At 70.6% G+C, this 20,507-nt stretch carries 15 protein-coding genes; 6 read left to right on the forward strand and 9 right to left on the reverse strand.

Annotated elements, in window-relative coordinates; genetic code table 11:
• Nucleotides 1–4: 4 nt before the first annotated feature.
• From DBP14_RS34075 to DBP14_RS34090, 4 genes are all read right to left on the reverse strand, one after another.
• Nucleotides 5–1,024: an ABC transporter permease gene (locus DBP14_RS34075; protein WP_129311475.1), complete on the reverse strand. Its 1,020-nt coding sequence runs from the start codon at nucleotides 1,022–1,024 to the stop codon at nucleotides 5–7.
• Entirely contained in the window at nucleotides 1,021–1,989 is a 969-nt protein-coding gene (locus DBP14_RS34080; protein ID WP_129311476.1) for an ABC transporter permease, read from the reverse strand. Before DBP14_RS34080 ends, DBP14_RS34075 begins: the two co-directional genes overlap by 4 nt.
• Nucleotides 1,986–3,746 (reverse strand): sugar ABC transporter ATP-binding protein, encoded by a 1,761-nt coding sequence (locus DBP14_RS34085; RefSeq protein ID WP_241741117.1) that lies wholly within the window; start codon nucleotides 3,744–3,746, stop codon nucleotides 1,986–1,988. The genes DBP14_RS34080 and DBP14_RS34085 overlap by 4 nt, the downstream gene beginning before the upstream one ends.
• Nucleotides 3,747–3,842: 96 nt before the next feature.
• Complete coding sequence (locus DBP14_RS34090) at nucleotides 3,843–4,964, reverse strand: ABC transporter substrate-binding protein (protein WP_164992470.1); 1,122 nt, start codon at nucleotides 4,962–4,964, stop codon at nucleotides 3,843–3,845.
• Nucleotides 4,965–5,589: 625 nt separating this feature from the next.
• On the opposite strand from DBP14_RS34090, the gene DBP14_RS34095 reads away from it, so the two are divergent.
• The 3 genes from DBP14_RS34095 to DBP14_RS34105 all read left to right on the forward strand — a co-directional run bounded on the left by DBP14_RS34095 (nucleotide 5,590) and on the right by DBP14_RS34105 (nucleotide 12,064).
• On the forward strand, nucleotides 5,590–8,112 hold the full coding sequence (locus DBP14_RS34095; RefSeq protein WP_129311477.1) for a beta-L-arabinofuranosidase domain-containing protein: 2,523 nt from the start codon (nucleotides 5,590–5,592) through the stop codon (nucleotides 8,110–8,112).
• A 53-nt stretch (nucleotides 8,113–8,165) separates the two neighbouring features.
• On the forward strand, nucleotides 8,166–10,817 hold the full coding sequence (locus tag DBP14_RS34100) for a PA14 domain-containing protein (protein WP_129311478.1): 2,652 nt from the start codon (nucleotides 8,166–8,168) through the stop codon (nucleotides 10,815–10,817).
• A 236-nt stretch (nucleotides 10,818–11,053) separates the two neighbouring features.
• Nucleotides 11,054–12,064 (forward strand): LacI family DNA-binding transcriptional regulator, encoded by a 1,011-nt coding sequence (locus DBP14_RS34105; protein WP_129311479.1) that lies wholly within the window; start codon nucleotides 11,054–11,056, stop codon nucleotides 12,062–12,064.
• Nucleotides 12,065–12,152: 88 nt separating this feature from the next.
• Here the strand turns inward: DBP14_RS34105 and DBP14_RS34110 are convergent, their stop codons facing one another.
• From DBP14_RS34110 to DBP14_RS34130, 5 genes are all read right to left on the reverse strand, one after another.
• Nucleotides 12,153–13,436: a hypothetical protein gene (locus DBP14_RS34110; protein ID WP_129311480.1), complete on the reverse strand. Its 1,284-nt coding sequence runs from the start codon at nucleotides 13,434–13,436 to the stop codon at nucleotides 12,153–12,155.
• A 189-nt stretch (nucleotides 13,437–13,625) separates the two neighbouring features.
• Nucleotides 13,626–14,471: a DUF1206 domain-containing protein gene (locus DBP14_RS34115; RefSeq protein WP_206739403.1), complete on the reverse strand. Its 846-nt coding sequence runs from the start codon at nucleotides 14,469–14,471 to the stop codon at nucleotides 13,626–13,628.
• A gap of 93 nt (nucleotides 14,472–14,564) precedes the next feature.
• Nucleotides 14,565–15,023 carry a DoxX family protein gene (locus DBP14_RS34120; protein ID WP_129311482.1) on the reverse strand — a complete coding sequence of 153 codons (459 nt, stop codon included), beginning with the start codon at nucleotides 15,021–15,023 and terminating at the stop codon, nucleotides 14,565–14,567.
• Between the two features lie 156 nt (nucleotides 15,024–15,179).
• A complete protein-coding gene (locus DBP14_RS34125) occupies nucleotides 15,180–15,908 on the reverse strand; it encodes a hypothetical protein (protein WP_164992471.1) in 729 nt (242 codons plus the stop codon).
• A 37-nt stretch (nucleotides 15,909–15,945) separates the two neighbouring features.
• Nucleotides 15,946–16,866, reverse strand: a complete 921-nt coding sequence (locus DBP14_RS34130; protein ID WP_129311484.1) for an NADP-dependent oxidoreductase — start codon at nucleotides 16,864–16,866, stop codon at nucleotides 15,946–15,948.
• 240 nt (nucleotides 16,867–17,106) lie between these two features.
• Here DBP14_RS34130 and DBP14_RS34135 point away from each other — a divergent pair, with 240 nt between their 5' ends.
• The 3 genes from DBP14_RS34135 (at nucleotide 17,107) to DBP14_RS34145 (ending at nucleotide 20,428) form a co-directional block, all read left to right on the forward strand.
• Nucleotides 17,107–17,490: a hypothetical protein gene (locus tag DBP14_RS34135; RefSeq protein ID WP_129311485.1), complete on the forward strand. Its 384-nt coding sequence runs from the start codon at nucleotides 17,107–17,109 to the stop codon at nucleotides 17,488–17,490.
• Nucleotides 17,491–17,559: 69 nt separating this feature from the next.
• Nucleotides 17,560–18,369, forward strand: coding sequence for an SDR family NAD(P)-dependent oxidoreductase (locus DBP14_RS34140; RefSeq protein WP_129311486.1), 810 nt, complete (start codon nucleotides 17,560–17,562; stop codon nucleotides 18,367–18,369).
• A 376-nt stretch (nucleotides 18,370–18,745) separates the two neighbouring features.
• Nucleotides 18,746–20,428: an APC family permease gene (locus DBP14_RS34145; RefSeq protein ID WP_129311487.1), complete on the forward strand. Its 1,683-nt coding sequence runs from the start codon at nucleotides 18,746–18,748 to the stop codon at nucleotides 20,426–20,428.
• Nucleotides 20,429–20,507 lie beyond the last annotated feature (79 nt).

The following is a 20,507-nucleotide window of genomic DNA, read 5'->3' on the forward strand; positions in this document are numbered from 1 at the left end:
CGGGTCAGTCCGCCTGCCGGGCGCGGCTGAGCAGGGTCTGGGCCAGCACCACGACAGCCAGGAAGGCGCCGTTGACCGTGTCCGTGAACGCGGAGCCGTACTGCGAGAAGTAGTGGTCGATCAGGTTGTGGATGACGGCCAGCACCAGGACGCCGCTCACCGTCCCGCCGACCGAGCCGCTGCCGCCGGTCAGGAGGGTTCCGCCGATGACCACGGACGCGATAGCCGTCAGCTCGTACCCGACGCCGATCGTGGTGACGCCGGAGCCCAGCCGCGCGCTGCCGAGCGCGCCGGCGGCCGCGGCGGTGGTGGCGGACAGGACGTAGACGAGGACCTTGGTGCGGGCCACCGGAAGTCCCATCAGCGACGCCGCGTTCTCGTTGCCCCCGATCGCGGTGACCGTGGCGCCGAACCGGGTCCGGGTGAGCAGGAGGGCGCCGAGCGCGAACAGTACGGCGACGATCAGCACCGGCACCCAGGTGCCCTCGCCCAGGTGCCGGAACGCGGAGCCGGCGGGGACGAGGTAGGTGGTGGCCCCCTCGTTCGTCAGCGCCTGCAGCAGCCCGCGCGCGCCCAGCAGGCCGGCGAGGGTGACGATGAAGGGGGCCATGCGGGCCCGCGCCACGAGGAGCCCCTGCACCGCACCCCACACCGCGCCGGTTACCAGGGGGAGGGCGACGGCCGACCACGTGCCGCCGGTGTGCGCGCCGTAGGCGGCCACGACACCGCCCAGCGCGTACATCGATCCGACGGACAGGTCGATGCCACCGGTGAGGATGACGAAGGTCATGCCCAGGGCGAGCAGCCACACGAAGGCGTTGCTGCCGAGGATGCCGGAGATGTTGGACCAGGTCGGAAAGGTGGGCGAGGTCGCGGAGGCGACGGCGACCATCAGGACCAGTACGGCCAGGGCGCCCCGGCGCTGGACCTGGGACGCCAGGCGTTCGCGCAGGGCGGCCGGCTGTGCCGCGCCGGACGTGGGCCGGGGCGGCAGCGTGGCGGGTCGCAGGGCGGAGGGGCTCATCGTGTACGACGCTCCTGTGAGGCGTAGACCGCGAAGCAGATGATGGCCGCTTCCACGAGTTGGGTGTACGACGTGTGCACGTCGTGCTGGGTGAGCACGGCGGTGATGAGCTGCATGAACAGGGCGCCCGCCACCGTGCCGAGGACGCGGATCCGGCCGCCGGTCAGCGGGGTTCCCCCGACCACGACCGCGGTGATGGCGTTGAGCTCCATGTTCAGGCCCTGGTTGGCGGGGTCGGCCTCGGCTCCGTGACCGACGATCATCGCGCCGGCGAAGGCGGCGAGGACACCCGACAGCACGTACACGGTGACGAGAACGCGCCGGACCGGAAGACCGGCCAGCTTGCTCGCCTGCCGGTTGTCCCCGATGGCGACCAGTTGCCGCCCGAACGTGGTCCGGCGCACGAGGAGCGCGGTCAGGACGGCGCACACCGCGGTGATCCACGCCATCACGGGGACGCCCGCGACCTGGTCCGCGCCGAGGCTCAGCAGCCCGGAGTCGGTCACCGGTTTCGCCGAGTTGCCGTTGATCAGCTCGGCGACACCCCGCAGGCCGATCATGAGGGAGAGGGTGGCGACGATCGGCTGGATGCGGGCGAAGGCGACCATCGTGCCGCCGACCGCTCCGCAGACGGCACCGGCCAGCAGGGCGAGCAGCACCGCGAGCGGCGCGCCGTAGCCGAGGTAGAGCGGGACGACCGAGGCCGCCAGGGCGATGACGGCGCCGACCGACAGGTCCACGCCCTCCGTGCCGATCACCAGCGCCATGCCGAGCGCGACCATGAGGGTCGGCGCGACCTGGAAGAGCTGGATGCGGACGTTGCCCGCGGACAGGAACGATGAGTCCAGGGCCGCGGCCACGGCGAACAGGACGACCAGCGCGGCGTAGACGCCGTACGCCTGCAGCAGACGGGTCACCCGGCCGCGGTCCAGCAGGTCCGCGGCGGCCCAGGTCGTGGGGGTCATCCGCGCTCCTCCTCCGCCAGGGCGGGTCCGGTCGGCTGCTCCTGGCGCGGCCCGTGCCGCCGGTCGTCGAATGCGGCCTCGTCGTCCGGTACTGCGCCGTCGCCGCCCGCGCCCGCGCCTGCGCCCTCGTCCTCGTCTACGGCCGTGACCTCGCCCGCGCCTGCGCCCGTGCCGATGCTCGCGGTCCCGACCTCGCCCCCGTCCCCCTCCTCGCCGGAGCCGGTCGCGGAGGCGAGCGTGTCGAGCACGGCCTGCTCGGTCACGTCCTCGCCCCGCAGATGGCCGACGGCCCGGCCCTCCTTGAGGACGACGATGCGGTCCGAGCCCTCGACGAGTTCCTCCAGGTCGGAGGAGATCAGCAGGACGGCGAGGCCCTGGCCGGCGAGTTCGTCGACGAGCGCCTGCACCTCCGCCTTGGCGCCCACGTCGATACCGCGGGTGGGCTCGTCCAGCAGCAGCACCTTGGGGTCCAGGCACAGCCAGCGGGCCAGGAGCACCTTCTGCTGGTTGCCGCCGGAGAGGTCGCTGACCTTCTGGTCGGGGCCGGACGCCTTGATGCGCAGACGGTCCATGAAGAAGCGGACGACGTCGTCCTGCTTGGCCTGCGAGACCACCCTGGCACGGGCCAGCCGCGGCAGCAGGGCCAGTGAGATGTTCTCCCTGACGGACAGGTTGGGAAGTATGCCCTCCGTCTTCCTGTCCTCCGCGAGCATGACGACGCCCGCCCGGATGGCGTTCGCCGGACTGCGCTGGGCCAGGACGGTCCCGTCCACCTCGACGGTGCCGCCGGCCGTGGCGAGAGCGCCGGTGATCGCCTTGGCGGTCTCGCTGCGTCCGGCTCCGAGCAGACCGCCGAGACCCACGACTTCGCCGCGGTGGATGTCCAGGTCGACGCCGTGCACCCGGTGCCGGACGGTGAGGCCGGTGGCGCTGAGGGCCGGCCGGCCCTCGTGCGGGTCGTGGTGGCCGGGGCCGAACGCCGTGGCGCCCTTGGTCCGCACGGTGGTCATCTCACGGCCGAGCATGAGCGAGATGAGCTTCAGCCGTTCCAGGCCCGCCATGTCGCCGCTGTGTACGACCGCGCCGTCGCGCATGACGGTGACCCGGTCGCAGATCGCGTACAGCTCGTCGAGGCGGTGACTGACGTAGACGACGGCGATCCCCTGCCGCTGGAGGTCGCGGATCACCGAGAAGAGGGTCTCGACCTCGCGGGGTTCCAGCGACGAGGTCGGCTCGTCCATCACGACCACACGGGCGTCGAGTTGGACGGCGCGGGCCAGCGCCACCATCTGCTGGGCGCCCAGGCCGAGGCTGCCCAGCGGGCGCGTGACGTCCACCTCCACGCCGTAGCGCCCCAGTGTCTCGCGGGCGAAGCGGTTCATGGCCCGTACGTCGACGAGGCCGAAGCGGCGCGGTTCGCGGCCCAGACACAGGTTGCGGGCCACCGACATCAGCGGGACGAGGTTGACCTCCTGGTAGATGGTGGAGATGCCGGCCGCCTGCGCCTCCAGGGGGTTGCGGAACGCCCTGTCCTCGCCCGCGAAGCGGATCCGGCCCGCGTCGGCCCGGTACACGCCGGTCATCACCTTGATCAGGGTCGACTTCCCGGCGCCGTTCTCGCCGATGAGCGCGTGCACCTCACCGGGACGCAGGCGGAAGTCCACCCCGCGCAGGGCCTGGACACCCGCGAAGCTCTTGTCCACCCCGGCGACTTCCACGATCCAGTCGCTGCGGGGTGCCGGGTCCTGCTGGACCAACGTCTTCCTCCTCATGCGCACGGCCGGCGGCAGCCCGCCGCTGTGCCGGGCCGGAGCCACGCGTCATGACTCCGGCCCGCCTGCCGCGGTCCGGTCTCAGTACACGAGGCCCTGGTCGAGGGCCTGCTGGGCGTTGCCGGTGGTGAAGTGGCCGTCCTTGATGATCACCTTGGACTGCACCCCGGTGGTGCCGTAGAAGTCCCGCAGCGCCTGGAAGGCCAGGGGACCGAAGCGGGGGTTGGTCTCGATGTCGGAAACCATCAGGCCGCCGGCGACGTTCTTCACGGCCTGCTCGATGCCGTCGATGGAGACGACCTTGATGCCCTTGCCGGGTGTCTTGCCGGCGGACCTGATGGCCTGGATCGCCCCGAGCGCCATCTCGTCGTTCTCCGCGTAGACGGCGTTGATGTCGGAGTGGGACTGCAGCAGCTGCTCCATGACCTTCTGACCGTCGGTCTGGGCGAAGTTGCCGGTCTGCGAGGCCACGATCCTCATCTTCGGGTACTTCGCCCCGGCCCGGTCCTTGAAGCCCTTGGTCCGGTCGGTGGTGACGTTGTTGCCCGGAGTTCCCGTCAGGATGGCGACGTGGGCGTCGCCGCCGTTCGTGGCGGCGGCGAGGTCGTCGGCCGCGACCTGCGCCTGGTGGTAGAAGTCGGACCCGATGAAGGCCATGAAGTCCGCGCAGGCGCTGCCGCCGACCGTGCGGTCGATGGTCAGCACCGGGATCTTGGCCGACTTGGCCTTGGCCAGCGCCGGGCCGAGGCCGTCGGAGTTCTCCGGCGCGACGATCAGGACCTTGGCACCCTGCGCGATCATGTCCTCGATCTGCGAATTCTGGGCGTTGACATCGGCGTTGGCGTTGCGCTGGATGAGCTTGACGCCCAGTTTCTTCGCCTCCTGCTCGATGCTCCTGGTCTCGGTCGCCCGGAAGGGATTGCTGGTCGACTCCGACTGTGAGAACCCGACGACCGTCTTTCCGTCGGTGATGTCCAGCTTCGGCACACCGCCGCCGTAGGTCTTGTACGTGCAGCCGGGGCCGGCCGCGGAGGGCGAGGCGACCTGCTGCGAGGCGGCCGCGTTGTCCTTCGAGGCCGTCGAGGACCCGGAGCCGCCCCCGGAGCCGGACGACTCCGACTTGGTGCATCCGGTGACGGCCAGACAGAGCCCGGCGGCCAGCACTGCCGCGGTGAGGGACTTGACCCGGAGGGAGGCATTCACGCGCCGATCACATCCTCAACGATGGGTGCAGATGAAAGGGCGGAGCGGAAGAAGGTGTGGGGCCACCTGGGCCCTCGGCTGATGAGGGCGATACGGGCAGGCGTGCTTTCCAACGTTGTAGACATTGAGGCAACGTCAAACCGGATGTCAACCCGCGGCACCGACTCTTCTCGCGGGACGACTCCCGGCCCCGGCCGTGACCGGATCCGGGCCGCCGGGGGCCGCGTCGCCCCTCCGCTTGACATGACTTTCGGCCGTCAAATGCCGTGTGAACAGCGGCATTACGCGGACGCACCACGTCCCGTGCAGACCGCGTGAGGCGAATCCCGCACGGGGGTGGACACCCCCTTCAGGCCTGTGCTGTCATGTGGCTGCCTCGCTTTACAACGTTGTCAGGCGCCTGCAGCGCGCCGACCCGCAACGCACGCACACCGGCCGACACCCGCCGATGCTCCGCACAGTGGCCGCCGGGGCCCGCAGGGGAGCGCCGGCGACCTGGCACGCCGTCAGGACAAGGCCCGCCAGCGCCTTCCCCGCGCCTGCCCGCCTCACGTCAGCCGGCCCCAACGGCCCCCGCACCCAGGCTCATCCGTCCGACACGGTCCTCGAACAGGAAGGGCAGCACATGGAACGCCGTACGTTCCTCTTCGGCTCCACTTCGGTCGCCGGCACCGTCGCCCTGGCCGGCGCCACCACGCCCGCCCTCGCCTCCACCCCGCCCGACCCGGCCACCGCTGCCCGCCCCCACCGCACCACCAACGGCCCCCATCGCACCCTCAACGGCCCTCACTACACCGCCAACCGCGCCCCGCTGCGGCAACAGCCGTTCCTGCGGCTGCCGCCCGGCAGCATCACCCCGAAGGGCTGGCTGCGCACCCAACTGGACCTGCAACTCGACGGCCTGAACGGACGCATGCCCGAGGTGTCCGGCTACCTGGACGAGACGACCAGCGGCTGGGCCGTCCCGGACAAGGACGGCTGGGAGGAACTGCCCTACTGGCTGCGCGGATTCGGCGACCTCGGCTACGTCACCCAGGACAGCCGCGTCCTCGAACTGACCAGCACCTGGATCGACCTGATCCTCGCCACCCGGCAGAGCGACGGGTTCTTCGGCCCCTCCCGCCTGCGCACCGCCCTGAACGGCGGCCCGGACTTCTGGCCGTACATGCCGGTCCTGGACGCGCTGCGCACCTGGCACGAGTTCAGCGGCGACGACCGCGTGGTGCCCGCGCTGACCGGCTGGCTCACGTACCTGCACGGGCAGCCCGGCACGCTCTTCGGGCAGGGCTGGGGCTCTGCCAGGGTCGGCGACACCATCGACACCGCCTACTGGCTGTACAACCGTACCGGCGACGACTGGCTGCTCGACCTGGTCCGCACGATGCACGCCCACAGCGCCGACTACACCCACTCGATCCCCACCTGGCACAACGTCAACCTCGCCCAGGGCTTCCGCGAACCCGCCCAGTACGGCGTCCTCGACGGCGACCCCGCCTTCCTCGCCGCCACGCACCGCGTCTACGACACCGTCATGAGCGGCTACGGCCAGTTCCCCGGCGGCGGCTTCGCCGCGGACGAGAACGCGCGCCCCGGATACCACGATCCACGCCAGGGCTTCGAGACCTGCGGCATCGTCGAGTTCATGCACAGCCACCAGATGCTCACCCGCATCACCGGCGACACCGTGTGGACCGACCGCTGCGAGGACCTCGCCCTCAACCTGCTGCCCGCCGCCCTCGACCCCCGCCAGAAGGGCACCCACTACGTCACGGCCGCCAACAGCGTCCAGCTCGACAACGTTGCCAAGTCGCACGGCCAGTTCGACAACGCCTTCGCCATGCAGGCGTACATGCCCGGCATCCACCAGTACCGCTGCTGCCCTCACAACTACGGCATGGGATGGCCGTACTACGCCGAGGAGATGTGGCTCGCGAGCACCGACGGCGGCCTGTGCGCCTCGCTGTACGGCGAGTCCTCCGTCCGGGCGAAGGTGGGAGACGGCACCTGGATCACGGTGACGGAGCAGACCGAGTACCCCTTCGGTGACACCGTCACCCTGACCGTACGCACCCCACGGACGGTCGCCTTCCCGCTGTACCTGCGGGTTCCGGGATGGTGCCGGGAACCCTCCGTACGGATCTCCGGCCGTCCCGCCGCACCCCGCCGCAGCGGCGGCCACCTCGTCCTCGACCGGGACTGGCACGACGGCGACCAGGTGGTGCTCCGGCTGCCGATGCGCACCACCGCGCGCACCTGGAGCGGCAACGACGACTCCGTCTCCGTCTCCCACGGCCCCCTCACGTATTCGCTGCGCATCGAGGAGGAGTGGAAGCAGTCCGGAGGCAGTGACGCGTGGCCGGAGTACGAGGTGCTCCCCGCCTCCCCCTGGAACTACGCCCTGGAGCTGGACCCGCGCGATCCGGCGCGGTCCTTCACCGTCGAGCACACGCGCGCCCGTACCCGCACCCGCACCGGCCCCCGGGAGGACAACCCCTTCACCCCCACCGGCACCCCGGTGCTCATGCGGGCGAAGGGCCGGCGCCTGGGCAGCTGGGCGACCGACGACCAGAACGTCGTGGCCCCCCTCCAGCAGAGCCCGGCGCACAGCACGGAACCCGTCGAGATCCTCACCCTGATCCCGGCCGCCGCCGGGCGCCTGCGCATCACCTCCTTCCCGGTCGCCTCCCCGTCGGCCAAGGCGCACGCATGGGCGGCGGTCACCGCCTCCTTCAGCGGCGTCGACAGCCCCCAGGCACTGCTCATGAACGCCACCGTCGAACCGTCCGGCTCCTACGATCAGACGGTGCCGCGCTTCACCTGGTGGGACCGCACCGGCACCGAGGAGTGGATCCAGTACGGCTACGCCGAGCCCGTGAGCGTCGGCGGGGTGTCGGTGTACTGGTACGACGACACCGGCCACGGAGCCTGCCGGGTACCGGAGTTGTGGCGACTGGAGTACCGCTCCGCCGACGGCCAGTGGCAGCCGGTCGACGGGACCTCCGACTACGGCACCTCAACCGACCGCTTCAACCAGGTCTCCTTCCCGGCCGTCACCATCACGGCCCTGCGCATCACCGCGCAGCTCAGAACCGGGTATTCCGGCGGCTTGCTGGCCTGGCGCACCGAACCGGCCACCCCGCGCCCCTGACGACCGGAGGAACCACCCCCGACCTGCCACCGACGACGAAAGGCGAACTCCCTTTGAGTCCCGGAAAGAACCGCACCCCCGTCCTGCGCAGACTCGCCGCCCTCGCCCCGCTCCTCCTCGGCGCGGCCCTCCTCGCCCCGGCCTCCCCGGCGCACGCCCAGCCGGCGGTCCAGCCGACGGCCGATCCGGCCGCCGACGCGACCGCGCAGGGGCTGCGCAGCGACTGCTACCTCAGCTCCGACGGCACCTCGCTGGACTTCGCCACCTACACCAGCACCGGAATCCAGCCCTCCCTGAACGTCAAGGATCTGCTCCCGACCCTGCGCTCCTGCGCCGGCTCCACCCTGAACGTCGCCGTGCACTGGACGGGCATGCTGGACGTCCCCACCGGCGGCTCCTACACGTTCTACATCAAGGGCGACAACGGCTTCCGCATGTCGCTCGACGGCACGAGCGTCATCGACCACTGGACGACCGACTGGGACGTGCCGACCCAGTCCCAGCCGGTCACCCTGACCGCCGGTGAGCACCGCCTCTCCTTCGACTACAACCAGGGCTACGGCGGCGCCTACATCCAGACCGAATGGTCGGGCCCGGGCTTCGACCGCCGGCCCGTCCCCGACTCCGCGCTGCACCTGCCGGACGGCTACGACCCCCTCGACCTGCACAGCACCGTGGACTCCTCCGGCCGCCACGCCGTCGTGCGGTTGCCGGGTGCGGCCAACCCGCTGCCCGGGGACGTGACCAAGCACCTCTCGGTGATCGCCGGCGGCCACCGCTGGACCCCCACCGCGACGACGGACCCCTCCGACCCGTCCAAGCTGGTGCTGACCGCCGCGGACTCGGACACCCCGGCGGCCATGAAGTCCGAGGTCCGGATCAGCTACGACGGCCAGGGCGGCCTGACCACCAGGGACGGCCCGCTGGGAGTGTTCACCAGCGTCGCGCAGAACAACTCCACCTGGTACTTCGCCACCAAGTGGGCCAAGGACGTCTCCCCGTCCAACGCCCTGCCCGACTACCCGCGTCCGCAGCAGACCCGCACACGCTGGGCCAACCTCAACGGCACCTGGCAGTTCCAGGCGACCACCCAGGACGCCCCGCTGCCCACGGGCCGGCTCGACAGCAAGATCCTCGTCCCCTACCCGATGGAGGCGCCCCTGTCCGGCGTCGCCGAACACCACGACTGGTCGCTGTACCAGCGGACGTTCAAGGTCCCCAAGAGCTGGCGGGTCGGCTCCGGCAACCGTCTGCACCTGAACTTCGGCGCGGTGGACTACGAGGCCTGGGTCTACGTCAACGGCAAGCAGGTCGCCCACCACACCGGCGGCTACCAGGCGTTCACGGCGGACATCACCGACGCCGTCACCCGCCACGGCGACCAGACCGTGCTGCTGAAGGTCAAGGACACCACCGACTCCTCCGAGCAGGCCACCGGCAAGCAGTCGCCCGACCCGAGCGGCATCTGGTACACCTCCACCTCGGGCATCTGGCAGACCGTGTGGATGGAGCCGGTCCCCGAGGAGAGCATCGACTCGCTCGTCCTCACCCCCGACCTGAAGGACGACTCGCTGTCGGTCACGGTGCGCCCCGGCGCCGGCACGAAGCCCACGGCACGGGTGACCGCCACGGCGTACGACGGTCACCGGCGCGTCGGCTCGGTCACCGGAGCCGCCGGCACCGCCCTCCGGCTGCCCGTCCCGCACCCGAAACTGTGGAGCCCCGACCACCCGTTCCTCTACGACCTGAAGGTCACCCTCGCTGACGGCCGCTCGCACGACAGCGTGGGCTCCTACTTCGGCATGCGATCGATCTCCGTCGCCAAGGCCGGCGGGGTGAACAAGATAGAACTCAACGGCAGGCCGACGTTCCTGCTGGCCACCCTCGACCAGGGCTTCTGGCCCGACGGCGTCTACACCGCGCCCACGGACGCCGCCCTGAAGTCCGACCTCCAGCTGCACAAGCGGCTGGGCTTCAACACCGTCCGCAAGCACATCAAGGTGGAACCGGCCCGCTGGTACTACTGGGCCGACCGGCTCGGCCTGATGGTCTGGCAGGACATGCCCAGCCGCAACGGCGGCACCCCCGGCGCCGCGAGCGACGCGGAGTTCGGCAAGGAGGTCCACGAGATCGTGGACCAGCACATCAGCAGCCCCTCCGTCGTCATGTGGACCATGATGAACGAGGGATGGGGCGAGCGGAGCAAGCAGGCCACCGGTGAGCTCGCCGACTCCGTCAAGGCGCAGGACCCCTCACGCCTGGTCGACGCGCACTCCGGCGTCAACTGCTGTGCCTCCAAGGGCGATTCCGGCCGGGGCGACGTCATCGACCACCACCTCTACCACGGGCCGGCCAACCCCGCGCCGGACGCCACCCGCGCGGCCGTCGACGGCGAGCACGGCGGGTACTCCCTGACCATCCCCGGGCACATCGCCGGAGTCGCGGGCGGCCAGGACTACGGTGACGGGCCCACCGACATCGCTGAGATGACCAAGACGTACGTGGACAACACCCGCCTGCTGATCCCGAACGCCGCCGCCGGACTCTCCGGCTCGGTCTACACGCAGATCAGCGACGTCGAGGGTGAACTCAACGGCCTGGTGACCTACGACCGTGCGGTGCTGAAGGTGTACCCCGACCAGGTCAGGGACATCAACCGCCAACTCATCGCGGCAGGCGCGTCCGCGGGCCAGGCGGCCCACTGACACCCTCCGCCCCGTAGGGCCCCGGCCGAGGCGCCGCGGCGGCGTGACCCGCACGCCGCCGCGGCAGGCCGGGGGCCATTCCCTTCTTCTCCCTTCTTCCCTTTCTTGCCAGAACGCGTACAGCCCCGTATAACGTTGGAAAACCGGGTGCCGGCCCTTCGGCGTGCCGGGCCCGGCCGCGGGGCGTGGAACAGGCGCGCCGGCCCGGGGTCCCTGCCCGGACGGGGAGGAACGTCGTGCGGGTCAGCCTCAAGGACGTCGCGTTGCACGCGGGTGTCTCCATCAAGACCGTCTCCAACGTGGTCAATGGCCACCCGCACGTCACCCCGGCGATGCGGGCTCGGGTGCAGAAGTCCATCGACGAACTCGGCTACCGCCCCAACCTCACCGCCCGGCACCTGCGCAAGGGCCGGACCGGGATCATGGCCCTCGCCCTGCCCGAACTGGGCAACCCCTACTTCGCCGAACTCGCCGCGGAGGTCGTCGACGCGGCGGCCGAGCACGACTACACCGTCCTGCTCGACCACACGGGCGGCCGCCGGGACCAGGAGGCCCTGGTCAGCCAGGGATTCCGCACCAGGGTGATCGACGGTCTGATCCTGAGCCCCATCGAACTGGAGGCGGAGGACCTGCGCGAGCGGGCCGAACCCGTCCCGCTCGTCCTGCTCGGCGAGCGGGAGTACGACCTGCCCTACGACCACATCGCCATCGACAACGTCGCCGCCGCCCGCGACGCGGTGCGCCACCTGATCTCGCTCGGCCGGCGCGACATCGCCTTCCTGGGCGCCCGCCGCGGCCGCAGCCAGCCCGCTCACCTGCGGCTGCACGGCTGGCGGGAGGCGCTGGACGCCGCCGGGCTCGTCGCCGACCACCGACTGGTGGCGGCCACCGACGGCTGGGGCCACGCCGACGGAGCGGCGGCCATGGCCCGCCTCCTGGACGCCGGGCACCGGCCGGACGGGGTGTTCGCCTACAACGACCTCATCGCCATCGGCGCCATGCGCGTCCTGTCCGAGCGGGGGCTGCGCATGCCCGAGGACGTCGCCGTGGTCGGGTTCGACGACGTGGTGGAGGGCCGGTTCGGCGCCGTCACCCTCACCTCGGTCTCACCCGACAAGGCGTCCATCGCCAGGATGGCGGTGGAGTCCGTCCTCGCCCAGGTGAACGGCGCGCCGCACCACCGACCCCGCCGCATCCACGCCGGCTACTCCCTGATCCACCGGGAGAGCACGCTCGGGCGCGCCTGAACGGCAGTCCGGTCATTCGCCACCCGCCACTTGCCCGGGAGACACGCCACGTCCGGTGCTCGTTCCCCGGTGGCACGCGGGGGAGCGGTCAGGCGTGGGCGGCCGCCTTCGGGGCCGCCGACCGTGCAGGGGCTTTGGCGGTGAGGTACCTCTTCCAGCCACCGGGAGGCTCCTCGCCGACCTCCAGGGCCCGCAACTGGCGCAGGAGCGCGGGGTCCTGGGCGTCCAGCCAGTCCACGAACTGCCGGAAGGACACCATCCGTACGTCCTTGGGGTCCGACATCTGCTTCAGCGCTTCCTCGACGGCGTCCATGTAGATGCCCCCGTTCCACTCCTCGAAGTGGTTGCCGACGAAGAAGGGCGCGCGGTTGGTCTCGTAGGCGCGGCGGAATCCCGCGAGGTAGGACGCGGTGGCCTGCTTGCGCCAGCCCGGGTAGTTGTACGACGGCGCCCGCGTGGAGTTCTTGGACTGGTTGGCGAGGATGTTGTAGTCCATGGACAGCACTTCGAAGCTGTGGCCCGGGAACGGGATGCCCTGGAGCGGGAGGTCCCACACGCCCTGCCGTTTGCTGGGCCAGCGCTGCACGCCTCCGGGCGAGGAGGCGTCGTAGCGCCAGCCCAACTCCCGTGCCACGGGCAGCAGGTTGTCCTGCCCCAGCAAGCAGGGTGTGCGGCCGCCGATGAGTTCGCGGCTGTAGTCGAAGGGCAGCGGATCGTGCGCGTGCCAGCCGGTGTTGGTGCGCCAGGACGTGACGAACGACTTCGCCTGTTCGATCTCGCTGCGCCACTGGTCGGGCGTCCACTTGGCCACCGAACCGGAGCCGGCGCAGAAGTGCCCGTTGAAGTGGGTGCCGATCTCGTGTCCGTCGAGCCACGCCTGACGGACGTAGCCGAGCGTGGACTTGAGGTGTTCGTCGGTGAGGTAGCCGATGTCCGAGGCGCCGACGGGGTTGTTCGGCGGCTTGTACAGGTCGCGCTTGGACTCCGGCAGCAGGTACAGCCCGGAGAGGAAGAAGGTCATGTGGACGCCGTGGTCCTGGGCGGTCTTGAGGAAGCGGGGGAAGAGCCCGGTGCCGACCTCGCCCGCGCCGTCCCAGGAGATGATCACGAACTGCGGTGGTTTCCGCCCGGGTTCGAGCCGTTCCGGCGTCGGGGGCTGGTTGGGCTGACGGCCGGTGTAGGCGGTGGAGCCGTCACCGATCAGGTGCGGCGCGATGCGGGGAACGTCTTTCGGGCCTCCCGGCGCCCCGGTGTGTCTCCCGGCCGGGGGAGAGCTGCGTTCGTCGGTCGAACCGCAGCCGGCGAGACCGATCGCCGCCGCTCCCAGTCCGAGTCCCATGCCCAGTGCGTTTCTCCGGCTCAGCTCGCCCATGGATGCCCCAACCCGCGCCCGGAGACGCGTTGTCGTGAAGTCCTGTCCGGCAAGCACCGTAAGTACTATTAATATGTTTATCCGTCTTTGGGTCGGTGTGTCTCGAAGGATCCGCGCGAAGTTGCCCCGGACGGAGCAACGGGCGGCCGCGGTGCGGCGGGGTGAAGTGAAGGCAGGGCGCGCCGGGGCTCAGACCGCGCGCCAGCGCGCGCCGCACCAGGAGAAGACACCGAACGCGGCGAGCCCCAGGGCCACCACGGCGAGCAGCCAGGGCCCGGCCGGCAGCTCCCGGAACGACCGCAGCGTGTCGTCCATGCCCTTGGCCTTCCCAGGCTGATGCCGGACCGCGGCGACGACGGCGAACACACCGGCCGCCGCGAAGACGATCCCGCGCGCCGCGCCCCCGACCACGCCGAAGCAGTCCGTGAACCGCCGCACCCTCCCCGACATCTCGCCGGTCCGCAGGGTGTCCCGGAACTTCCTCCGCACGGCCCGGACCGCCATCCACACCCCGGCCACCACCACGGCCGCACCGGCCGGCCCCACCAGCCACGGGCCGCCGGGCAGGCCGAGTGCCACGGCCGTCACGTCCTCGGTGCTCCGATCGGAGGTGCCGCTCCCGCTGCCCTTGTGCCCGGCCGCGTAGGAGAGGACCGAGTAGGACACGAAGACGTAGAAGAGGCAGCGCCCGAGCGCCGCCGCCCGCTTCGACGGCTTGTGCCCGTTCGGGCCCGCGCCGCCGAACACCGCCTCCGACAGCCGCCACAGTGCCATACCGGCGAGCGCCGCCCCCACGACCCAGAGCAGCGCCGCCCCGAACGGCTTGCCGGCGAGCTCCTCCAGGGCGCCGCCGCGGTCGGCCTGCCGCCGGTCTCCGTCGCCGCCGAAGGCGATCTGCAGCGCTATCACCCCCACCAGGCAGTAGATCAGCCCGCGCGCGACGAACCCGGCCCGGGCCGCCACCGCCATCACCGCACCATCAGCCGCACGGCGCGCCCGGCCGCGCCCCCGCAACGCCCATGCTTGTGCATCCATATCCAGCCGGTGCCCCCGCCACGGTGTCCGACACCTGCACGCCGCCAGACGCGCGACAGCCCCTCGGGGCATCAAGGGGCTGTCGCAGCGGACCTATGAAGCGGGTGCGGCCGCTACGGCCTCGTCCATGGCGGGTGTTCTCCCGCCCTTGAGGAGGGTCCCCAGCGAGTACGCGCCGGGGCCGAGGCAGGCGATCAGCAGGAACGCCCAGCAGAACATGACGGCCGGCTCGCCGCCGTTGTCGATCGGGAGCAGTGCGCTGGACTGGTGGACGCTGAAGTAGGCGTACGCCATGGACCCCGAGCAGATGAGGGCCGCGGTCCGTGTGAACAGGCCGAGCGCCACGAGGCCGCCGCCCACCAGTTCGATGACCGCGGCCCACCATCCGGGCCACTGGAGCACGGGGACCGTGCCGCCGCCGTAGGCGCCACCCAGGACACCGAACAGGGACGCGGCGCCGTGGCAGGCGAAGAGGAACCCGGTCAGGAGGCGGAAGGCGGCCTGCACGAGGGGACGCGGGCTGCGTAACCGCAGTGCCGGTGAGAAGTTCATGGGGGTACTCCTCGGTCTCGGAAACCTGGCGGCGGCGTCAGATTTCAGACATGAACATGTCATTTCAGGTCTAGCGCACGACACGGGCCCGCACCAGGAGTCCCATGCTCTGCGTTTCCTCTGAAGTCGCCGGCCCGCGACGGGGACCGCACGCGCTCACGGAGTGATCAGAAGGACGATGCCGGCGCCCAGGATCGTCCACACCAGGCCGGCGAACACCATCACGGCGCAGCCGCCCCCACGGTTGAGAAGCAGCACCACGATCGGCGGCAGACCGAACAGCACCCAGCCCAGCACCAGCCACCGCACCACAGGCCCGCTGGACGGGACCGTCTCGGTGGACCGGTGGCCGTGCAACTCCAGGGCGACCACGTGCCCGTGCCAGGTGGTGAGGGCGATGCGGGCGTCATGTCGCCCGATCGAGGTGTAGAGGGACTTGCTGACGTGGTGCTTCTCAGTGTGCGAGGCTTCGCCCTCACCACGGCGGATCGTCACCGTGTAGTCCGTGCCGTCATCGGAGGACACGGCATACCAACTGTCGATCGCCGCCGTCTCCCGGCCGAGACAGGCCGCCCCATCGGTCTGGCCGCCGCGGCCGACGGAACACGGACGGGCGTGGCGATAGGCGGCCAAGTCGCGGTACGGGCCCACCGCCTGCACCACGCAGAGCGCGATCCCCACCACCCAACTGGCCGCAAGAACCGTCACCACCACGGCAATCCGCAACGTCTCCCGCTCGAACCGCCCCCGCAACGCCTCCCAGACCCCCTTCGAGCGGTTCCCCCTCCACAACGCGCCCCCGGCCCAGCCCACCGCGAGAGCGTGGACCCGCCCGCGAAGTCTACTGCCGTTCCCATCCACGGTAGTTGCGGACATCGTGCCCACGAGCGCCAGGCTGCGGCGGCCCGGCGGCATTCCGGCTTCAGTCCTCGGTGACGCGGATGATCGTCTTACCGCGGCGCCGCTTGCCCGGCGTGAAAGCGCCGACCGCTTCGGCGAGCGGCCGCACGTCACCGATGATCGGCTTGAGGCGTCCGTCCCGCACACGTTCGGCGAGATCGCTCAGGCGCACGCGGTCGGGTTCGACGACGAAGAAGACAGCGCGTCCGTCGCGCGGGCGGACGGTGACGGGCTCGGCGATGGTGACCAACGTGCCGCCAGGGCGGACCAGAACGCTGGAACGCTCAAGGATCTCGCCGCCGATCACGTCGAACACCACGTCGACCTCGCCGACGTCCTCCAGCTTCTCGCCTTGGAGGTCCACGAAGGCATGGGCGCCCAGAGCGAGTGCGGTGTCGCGGTCGTCGTGGCGTCCCGTCCCGATCACCCGGGCGCCCGCCGTGCGGGCCAGCTGCACGGCGATCGAGCCGACGCCGCCCGCGGCGCCGTGGATGAGGACGCTCTGCCCGGCTCGGAGGTGGGCATGGTCGAACAGCGCCTGCCAGGCGGTGAGCCCGGAGACGGGCAGCGCGGCAGCCGTGACGTGGTCGACGTCGGCGGGGAGCGGGGCGAGATTGCGGGCCTCGACCGCGGTGTACTGGGCCAGAGTGCCGTTGCGGGCCCAGTCGGTCAGGCCGTACACGCGCTGCCCGACGGTCAGGCCGGTCGTGCCGTAGCCGAGTTCGGTGACGACGCCGGACAGCTCGTGGCCGGGCACGCTCGGGGTCCGGTCGCGTCCGGCCCGGTCGGTCCAGGTGCCGGGCCAGTCCAGCTCACCCGGTGTGAAGCCGGCGGCATGGACCTCGACGATCACGTCGTTCTCAGCGGCATGCGGGTGGGGCAGCTCGGCGAGAGCCAGCCCGCCGGCCCCGGCCTCGCGGTTCTGGACGGTGATGGCTTGCATGAGGGGGTTCCTCCGTGGGACGGGAGGTGGCGCTGGGATGCGCCGCGTCGGTCACCTTCGACCTTAGGATCCGGGCAGCCCGAGCATGTGGGCCATTCCTGCCCGCTTCGAGTAGGCCATTTCGCCCAAGACGACACTCGGCGACGGGGGAGAGCCGGCCGCAGAGCAGGGGAGGGGCTCGGGTGATTCATCTGCGGCCGGCGGGAGACCCGACTCCTGTACGACGAAGGAGGAAGGGACATGCTGCTGCTCGGTCTCCTGCTCATGGCGGCCACCGCCGCCTTCACCGGCCTGCTCATCGCCTTCAACCTCGAAGGAGGACCCACCTACGCCGTCTCCCTCTTCGGCGGTCACCCCTTCACGATCAGTGTATTGGGCGCCTTCCTGGGCGGCCTCGCCCTGGCGATCTTGTTCGGTCTGGGCCTGTGGATGTTCCTCGGCGGAACCGCCCTCGCCGCCTACCGCGGCCGCAAGCGACGCGCCCGACGCGACGAGATACGCCAGACCAGGGCGGAACGCGACGCCATGGCCGAGCGCCTGGAAGGCAGCGGCGCCCCCGCCGACTCCCGCTCGCCGGCCCCGGCCCCGCGCCGCCCCCACCGCCTCCACCTGCCCGGACACTGACTCCAGTGCCGCCTGAGAGCGGCGGAGGCAATGCACCGCTCGCAAGGCGCACACGAAGGTGAACGTGTCATGAACGATGCCAGGCCCCTCGCCCTGGTCACCGGCGCTTCCAGCGGCATAGGTCGTGAGCTGGCCGGGCAGCTTGCCGAGCGCGGCTACGACCTCGTCATCAACGCCGAGGACGACGCTCGCCTGCTGCATGCAGCCGAGCCGATCCGGGCCGCGGGCGCGCACGTCGACGTGATCCAGGCCGATCTGCGTGACTACGACCAGACCGAGCACCTCGTCGACACCGTCCGGGCCGTCGGACGGCCGCTGGACATCGCCGTGCTGAACGCCGGCGTCGGCAGGGGCGGCGCGTTCGTCGACATCGATCTGGCGGACGACCTGGAGATCATCGACCTGAACGTCAGGTCGACCGTGCACCTCGCCAAGCGCGTCGTCCGCGACATGGCGGCCCGCGACGAAGGCCGCATCCTCGTGACCTCGTCCATCGCATCGACCATGCCCGGCTCGTTCCAGGCCGTCTACAACGCCACCAAGTCGTTCCTGCAGTCCTTCGTGCAGGCGCTGCAGAACGAGCTCAAGGACACCGGCGTCACCCTGACCTCGCTGATGCCGGGCCCGACGGAGACCGACTTCTTCCACCGGGCGGACATGGACGACACCAAGGTCGGCCGGCAGGACAAGGACGCCCCCGCGCAGGTCGCCCGGCAAGGACTCGACGCGCTCCTTGCCGGCAAGGAGAAAGTCGTCGCCGGCTCGGCCAAGACGAAGGCTCAGGGCATGGCGAACAAGATCCTCCCCGACAAGGCCAAGGCCGAGGCGCACCGCAAGATGGCCGAACCCGGGTCGGGACAGAACGAAAAGCCCCATTGAGAGGGCCGACTCGCTCAACCCCGACTCGCCACCGCCCTGCTTCAGCCAGGAACACCGACAGAACACCGAACAGCGCACCCTCGACGTGGCGAGTGAACGCCACCAGCCGCTGCCCGGCAGCCCTTCGCGGTGCGACGCACCGGTTTCGCACCGGCAGGTACCACCGCGTGTCCGCCTGCATGCGGAGCATGACCAAGACCGTGTCGAATTCAAAATTTTACTTGTATTTGGCAAGCGGTCCATGTGTGGTCTGCCGCGATGCTGGTAAGCGAGTGATCACAACGTACTGCGCCCCGGGAGGCACCAGGGCCTGGAGGACCGGTAGGAGGCCCTCAGTACAACGTGCGTCACACGGAACCAGGGAACGGGTGGTGGCATGAGTTCGTTGTCCGAGACCGAGACCGGAGAGCCGGTCGAACAGCCAAGACTCCGGCGGGACCTGGGCCGTGTGGGCCTGCTGTTCGCCGGGGTCGGGTCCATCATCGGCTCCGGTTGGCTCTTCGGGGCCCTCAAGGCGTCCCGGGAGGCCGGGCCGGCATCGATCTTCTCCTGGGCGATCGCCGCCGTGATGATCATTCTCATCGGGCTGTGCTTCGCGGAGCTGGGCACGATGTTCCCGGTCTCCGGCGGCGTGGTCCGCTTCCCCCATCTGTCCTTCGGGTCGTTCGCCAGCTACACCATGGGCTGGATCACCTGGATCGCGGCCGCCACCGTCGCCCCCATCGAGGTCGAGGGCGCCCTGCAGTACGCCACGAAGTGGGCGGACTTCACCGTCCTGCACAAAGCCTCCGGCGCGTACACCCTCACCGGCCTCGGATACGCGGTCGCGGCGGCCGCCATGGCCTTCTTCGTGGTGGTGAACTACTTCGGCATCCGATGGTTCGCCCGGGTGAACAACGTGCTGGTGTGGTGGAAGCTCGCCATCATCCTGCTGGTGATCGTGGCCTTCTTCGTCACGGCCTTCCACGCCCACAACTTCAGCGCCCAGGAGTACGGCGGCTTCGCCCCCGGCGGCGCCAAGGGAATCTTCACGGCCATCTCCACCGCCGGCATCACCTTCTCGTTCCTCGGCTTCCGCCAGGGCGTCGAGCTGGCCGGCGAGACGGACAACCCCAAGCGCAACGTGCCGTTCGCCATCCTGGGATCCGTGCTGATCACGGCCGTGATCTACATCCTGCTGGAGGTCGCCTTCATCGGCGCGGTCCCCACCCACGACCTGACGTCCTCCCACGGCTGGCTCAACCTGAGCTTCGCCAACGACTACGGTCCGCTGGCCGCCATCTCCAGCGCCATCGGCCTCAGCTGGCTGGCATACACCCTCTACGTCGACGCCGTGATCTCCCCCGGTGACACCGGCCTGATCTACACCACCGTCACCGCCCGCATCTCGTACGCCATGGGGCGCAACCGCAACGCGCCCGAGGCCCTGACGAAGACCACCCGGCGCGGCGCCCCGCTGGTCAGCCTGATCGTCACCTTCATCGTCGGCCTGATCATCTTCCTGCCGTTCCCCAGCTGGCAGCAGCTGGTCGGGTTCATCACCTCGGCCACCGTGCTGTCGTTCGGCTCCGGGCCCCTGGTGCTCGCCGCCATGCGACGCCAGATCCCCGACCACGCCCGCCCCTTCAAGGTGCCCGGCGGCGACGTCATCCCGTTCCTCGCGCTGTACGCGGCGAACCTCATCGTCTACTGGGCGGGCTGGAACACCAACTGGAAGCTCTTCGCCACCATCGGGATCGGCTTCGTCTTCCTGGCGATCTTCGAGGCGACGAGCAAGGGCCGCTCCCCGGCCCTGGACTGGAAGGCCGGCGCCGGCTGGGTCATGCCCTGGCTGATCGGGCTCACCGTGATCAGCTGGGCCGGCGACTACGACGGCGGCCGTGGCTATATCGGCTTCGGCTGGGGCTTCCTGGTCAACCTGGCACTCGCCGCGATCGTCTACTTCCTGGCCCTGCGCGTCAGGCTCCCCAAGGCCCGCGTGGACGAGCACATCGAGCAGGCCCGTGAAGAGGCCCGCATCGAGCAGGAGGAACTGGGCCCCGGCCCCGAAGCCGCCTGACCCCCCCGCCTCCCCCCGCCTCGCCCCCTCCCAGCCCGATGGGAGGGGGCGTCGTGGTGGCGGCTCATGCGCATGGTGA

Source organism: Streptomyces sp. L2 (assembly GCF_004124325.1).
Classification (GTDB): domain Bacteria; phylum Actinomycetota; class Actinomycetes; order Streptomycetales; family Streptomycetaceae; genus Streptomyces.

What these genes read in the sequence shown, in the direction of transcription:
- DBP14_RS34130 (WP_129311484.1), bottom strand. Translation starts at nt 16,866, where the DNA reads ATGCAAGCCATCACCGTCCAGAACCGCGAGGCCGGGGCCGGCGGGCTG.
- DBP14_RS34145 (WP_129311487.1), top strand. Translation starts at nt 18,746, where the DNA reads ATGAGTTCGTTGTCCGAGACCGAGACCGGAGAGCCGGTCGAACAGCCA.
- DBP14_RS34075 (WP_129311475.1), bottom strand. Translation starts at nt 1,024, where the DNA reads ATGAGCCCCTCCGCCCTGCGACCCGCCACGCTGCCGCCCCGGCCCACG.
- DBP14_RS34120 (WP_129311482.1), bottom strand. Translation starts at nt 15,023, where the DNA reads ATGAACTTCTCACCGGCACTGCGGTTACGCAGCCCGCGTCCCCTCGTG.
- DBP14_RS34135 (WP_129311485.1), top strand. Translation starts at nt 17,107, where the DNA reads ATGCTGCTGCTCGGTCTCCTGCTCATGGCGGCCACCGCCGCCTTCACC.
- DBP14_RS34095 (WP_129311477.1), top strand. Translation starts at nt 5,590, where the DNA reads ATGGAACGCCGTACGTTCCTCTTCGGCTCCACTTCGGTCGCCGGCACC.
- DBP14_RS34140 (WP_129311486.1), top strand. Translation starts at nt 17,560, where the DNA reads ATGAACGATGCCAGGCCCCTCGCCCTGGTCACCGGCGCTTCCAGCGGC.
- DBP14_RS34115 (WP_206739403.1), bottom strand. Translation starts at nt 14,471, where the DNA reads ATGGATGCACAAGCATGGGCGTTGCGGGGGCGCGGCCGGGCGCGCCGT.
- DBP14_RS34080 (WP_129311476.1), bottom strand. Translation starts at nt 1,989, where the DNA reads ATGACCCCCACGACCTGGGCCGCCGCGGACCTGCTGGACCGCGGCCGG.
- DBP14_RS34110 (WP_129311480.1), bottom strand. Translation starts at nt 13,436, where the DNA reads ATGGGCGAGCTGAGCCGGAGAAACGCACTGGGCATGGGACTCGGACTG.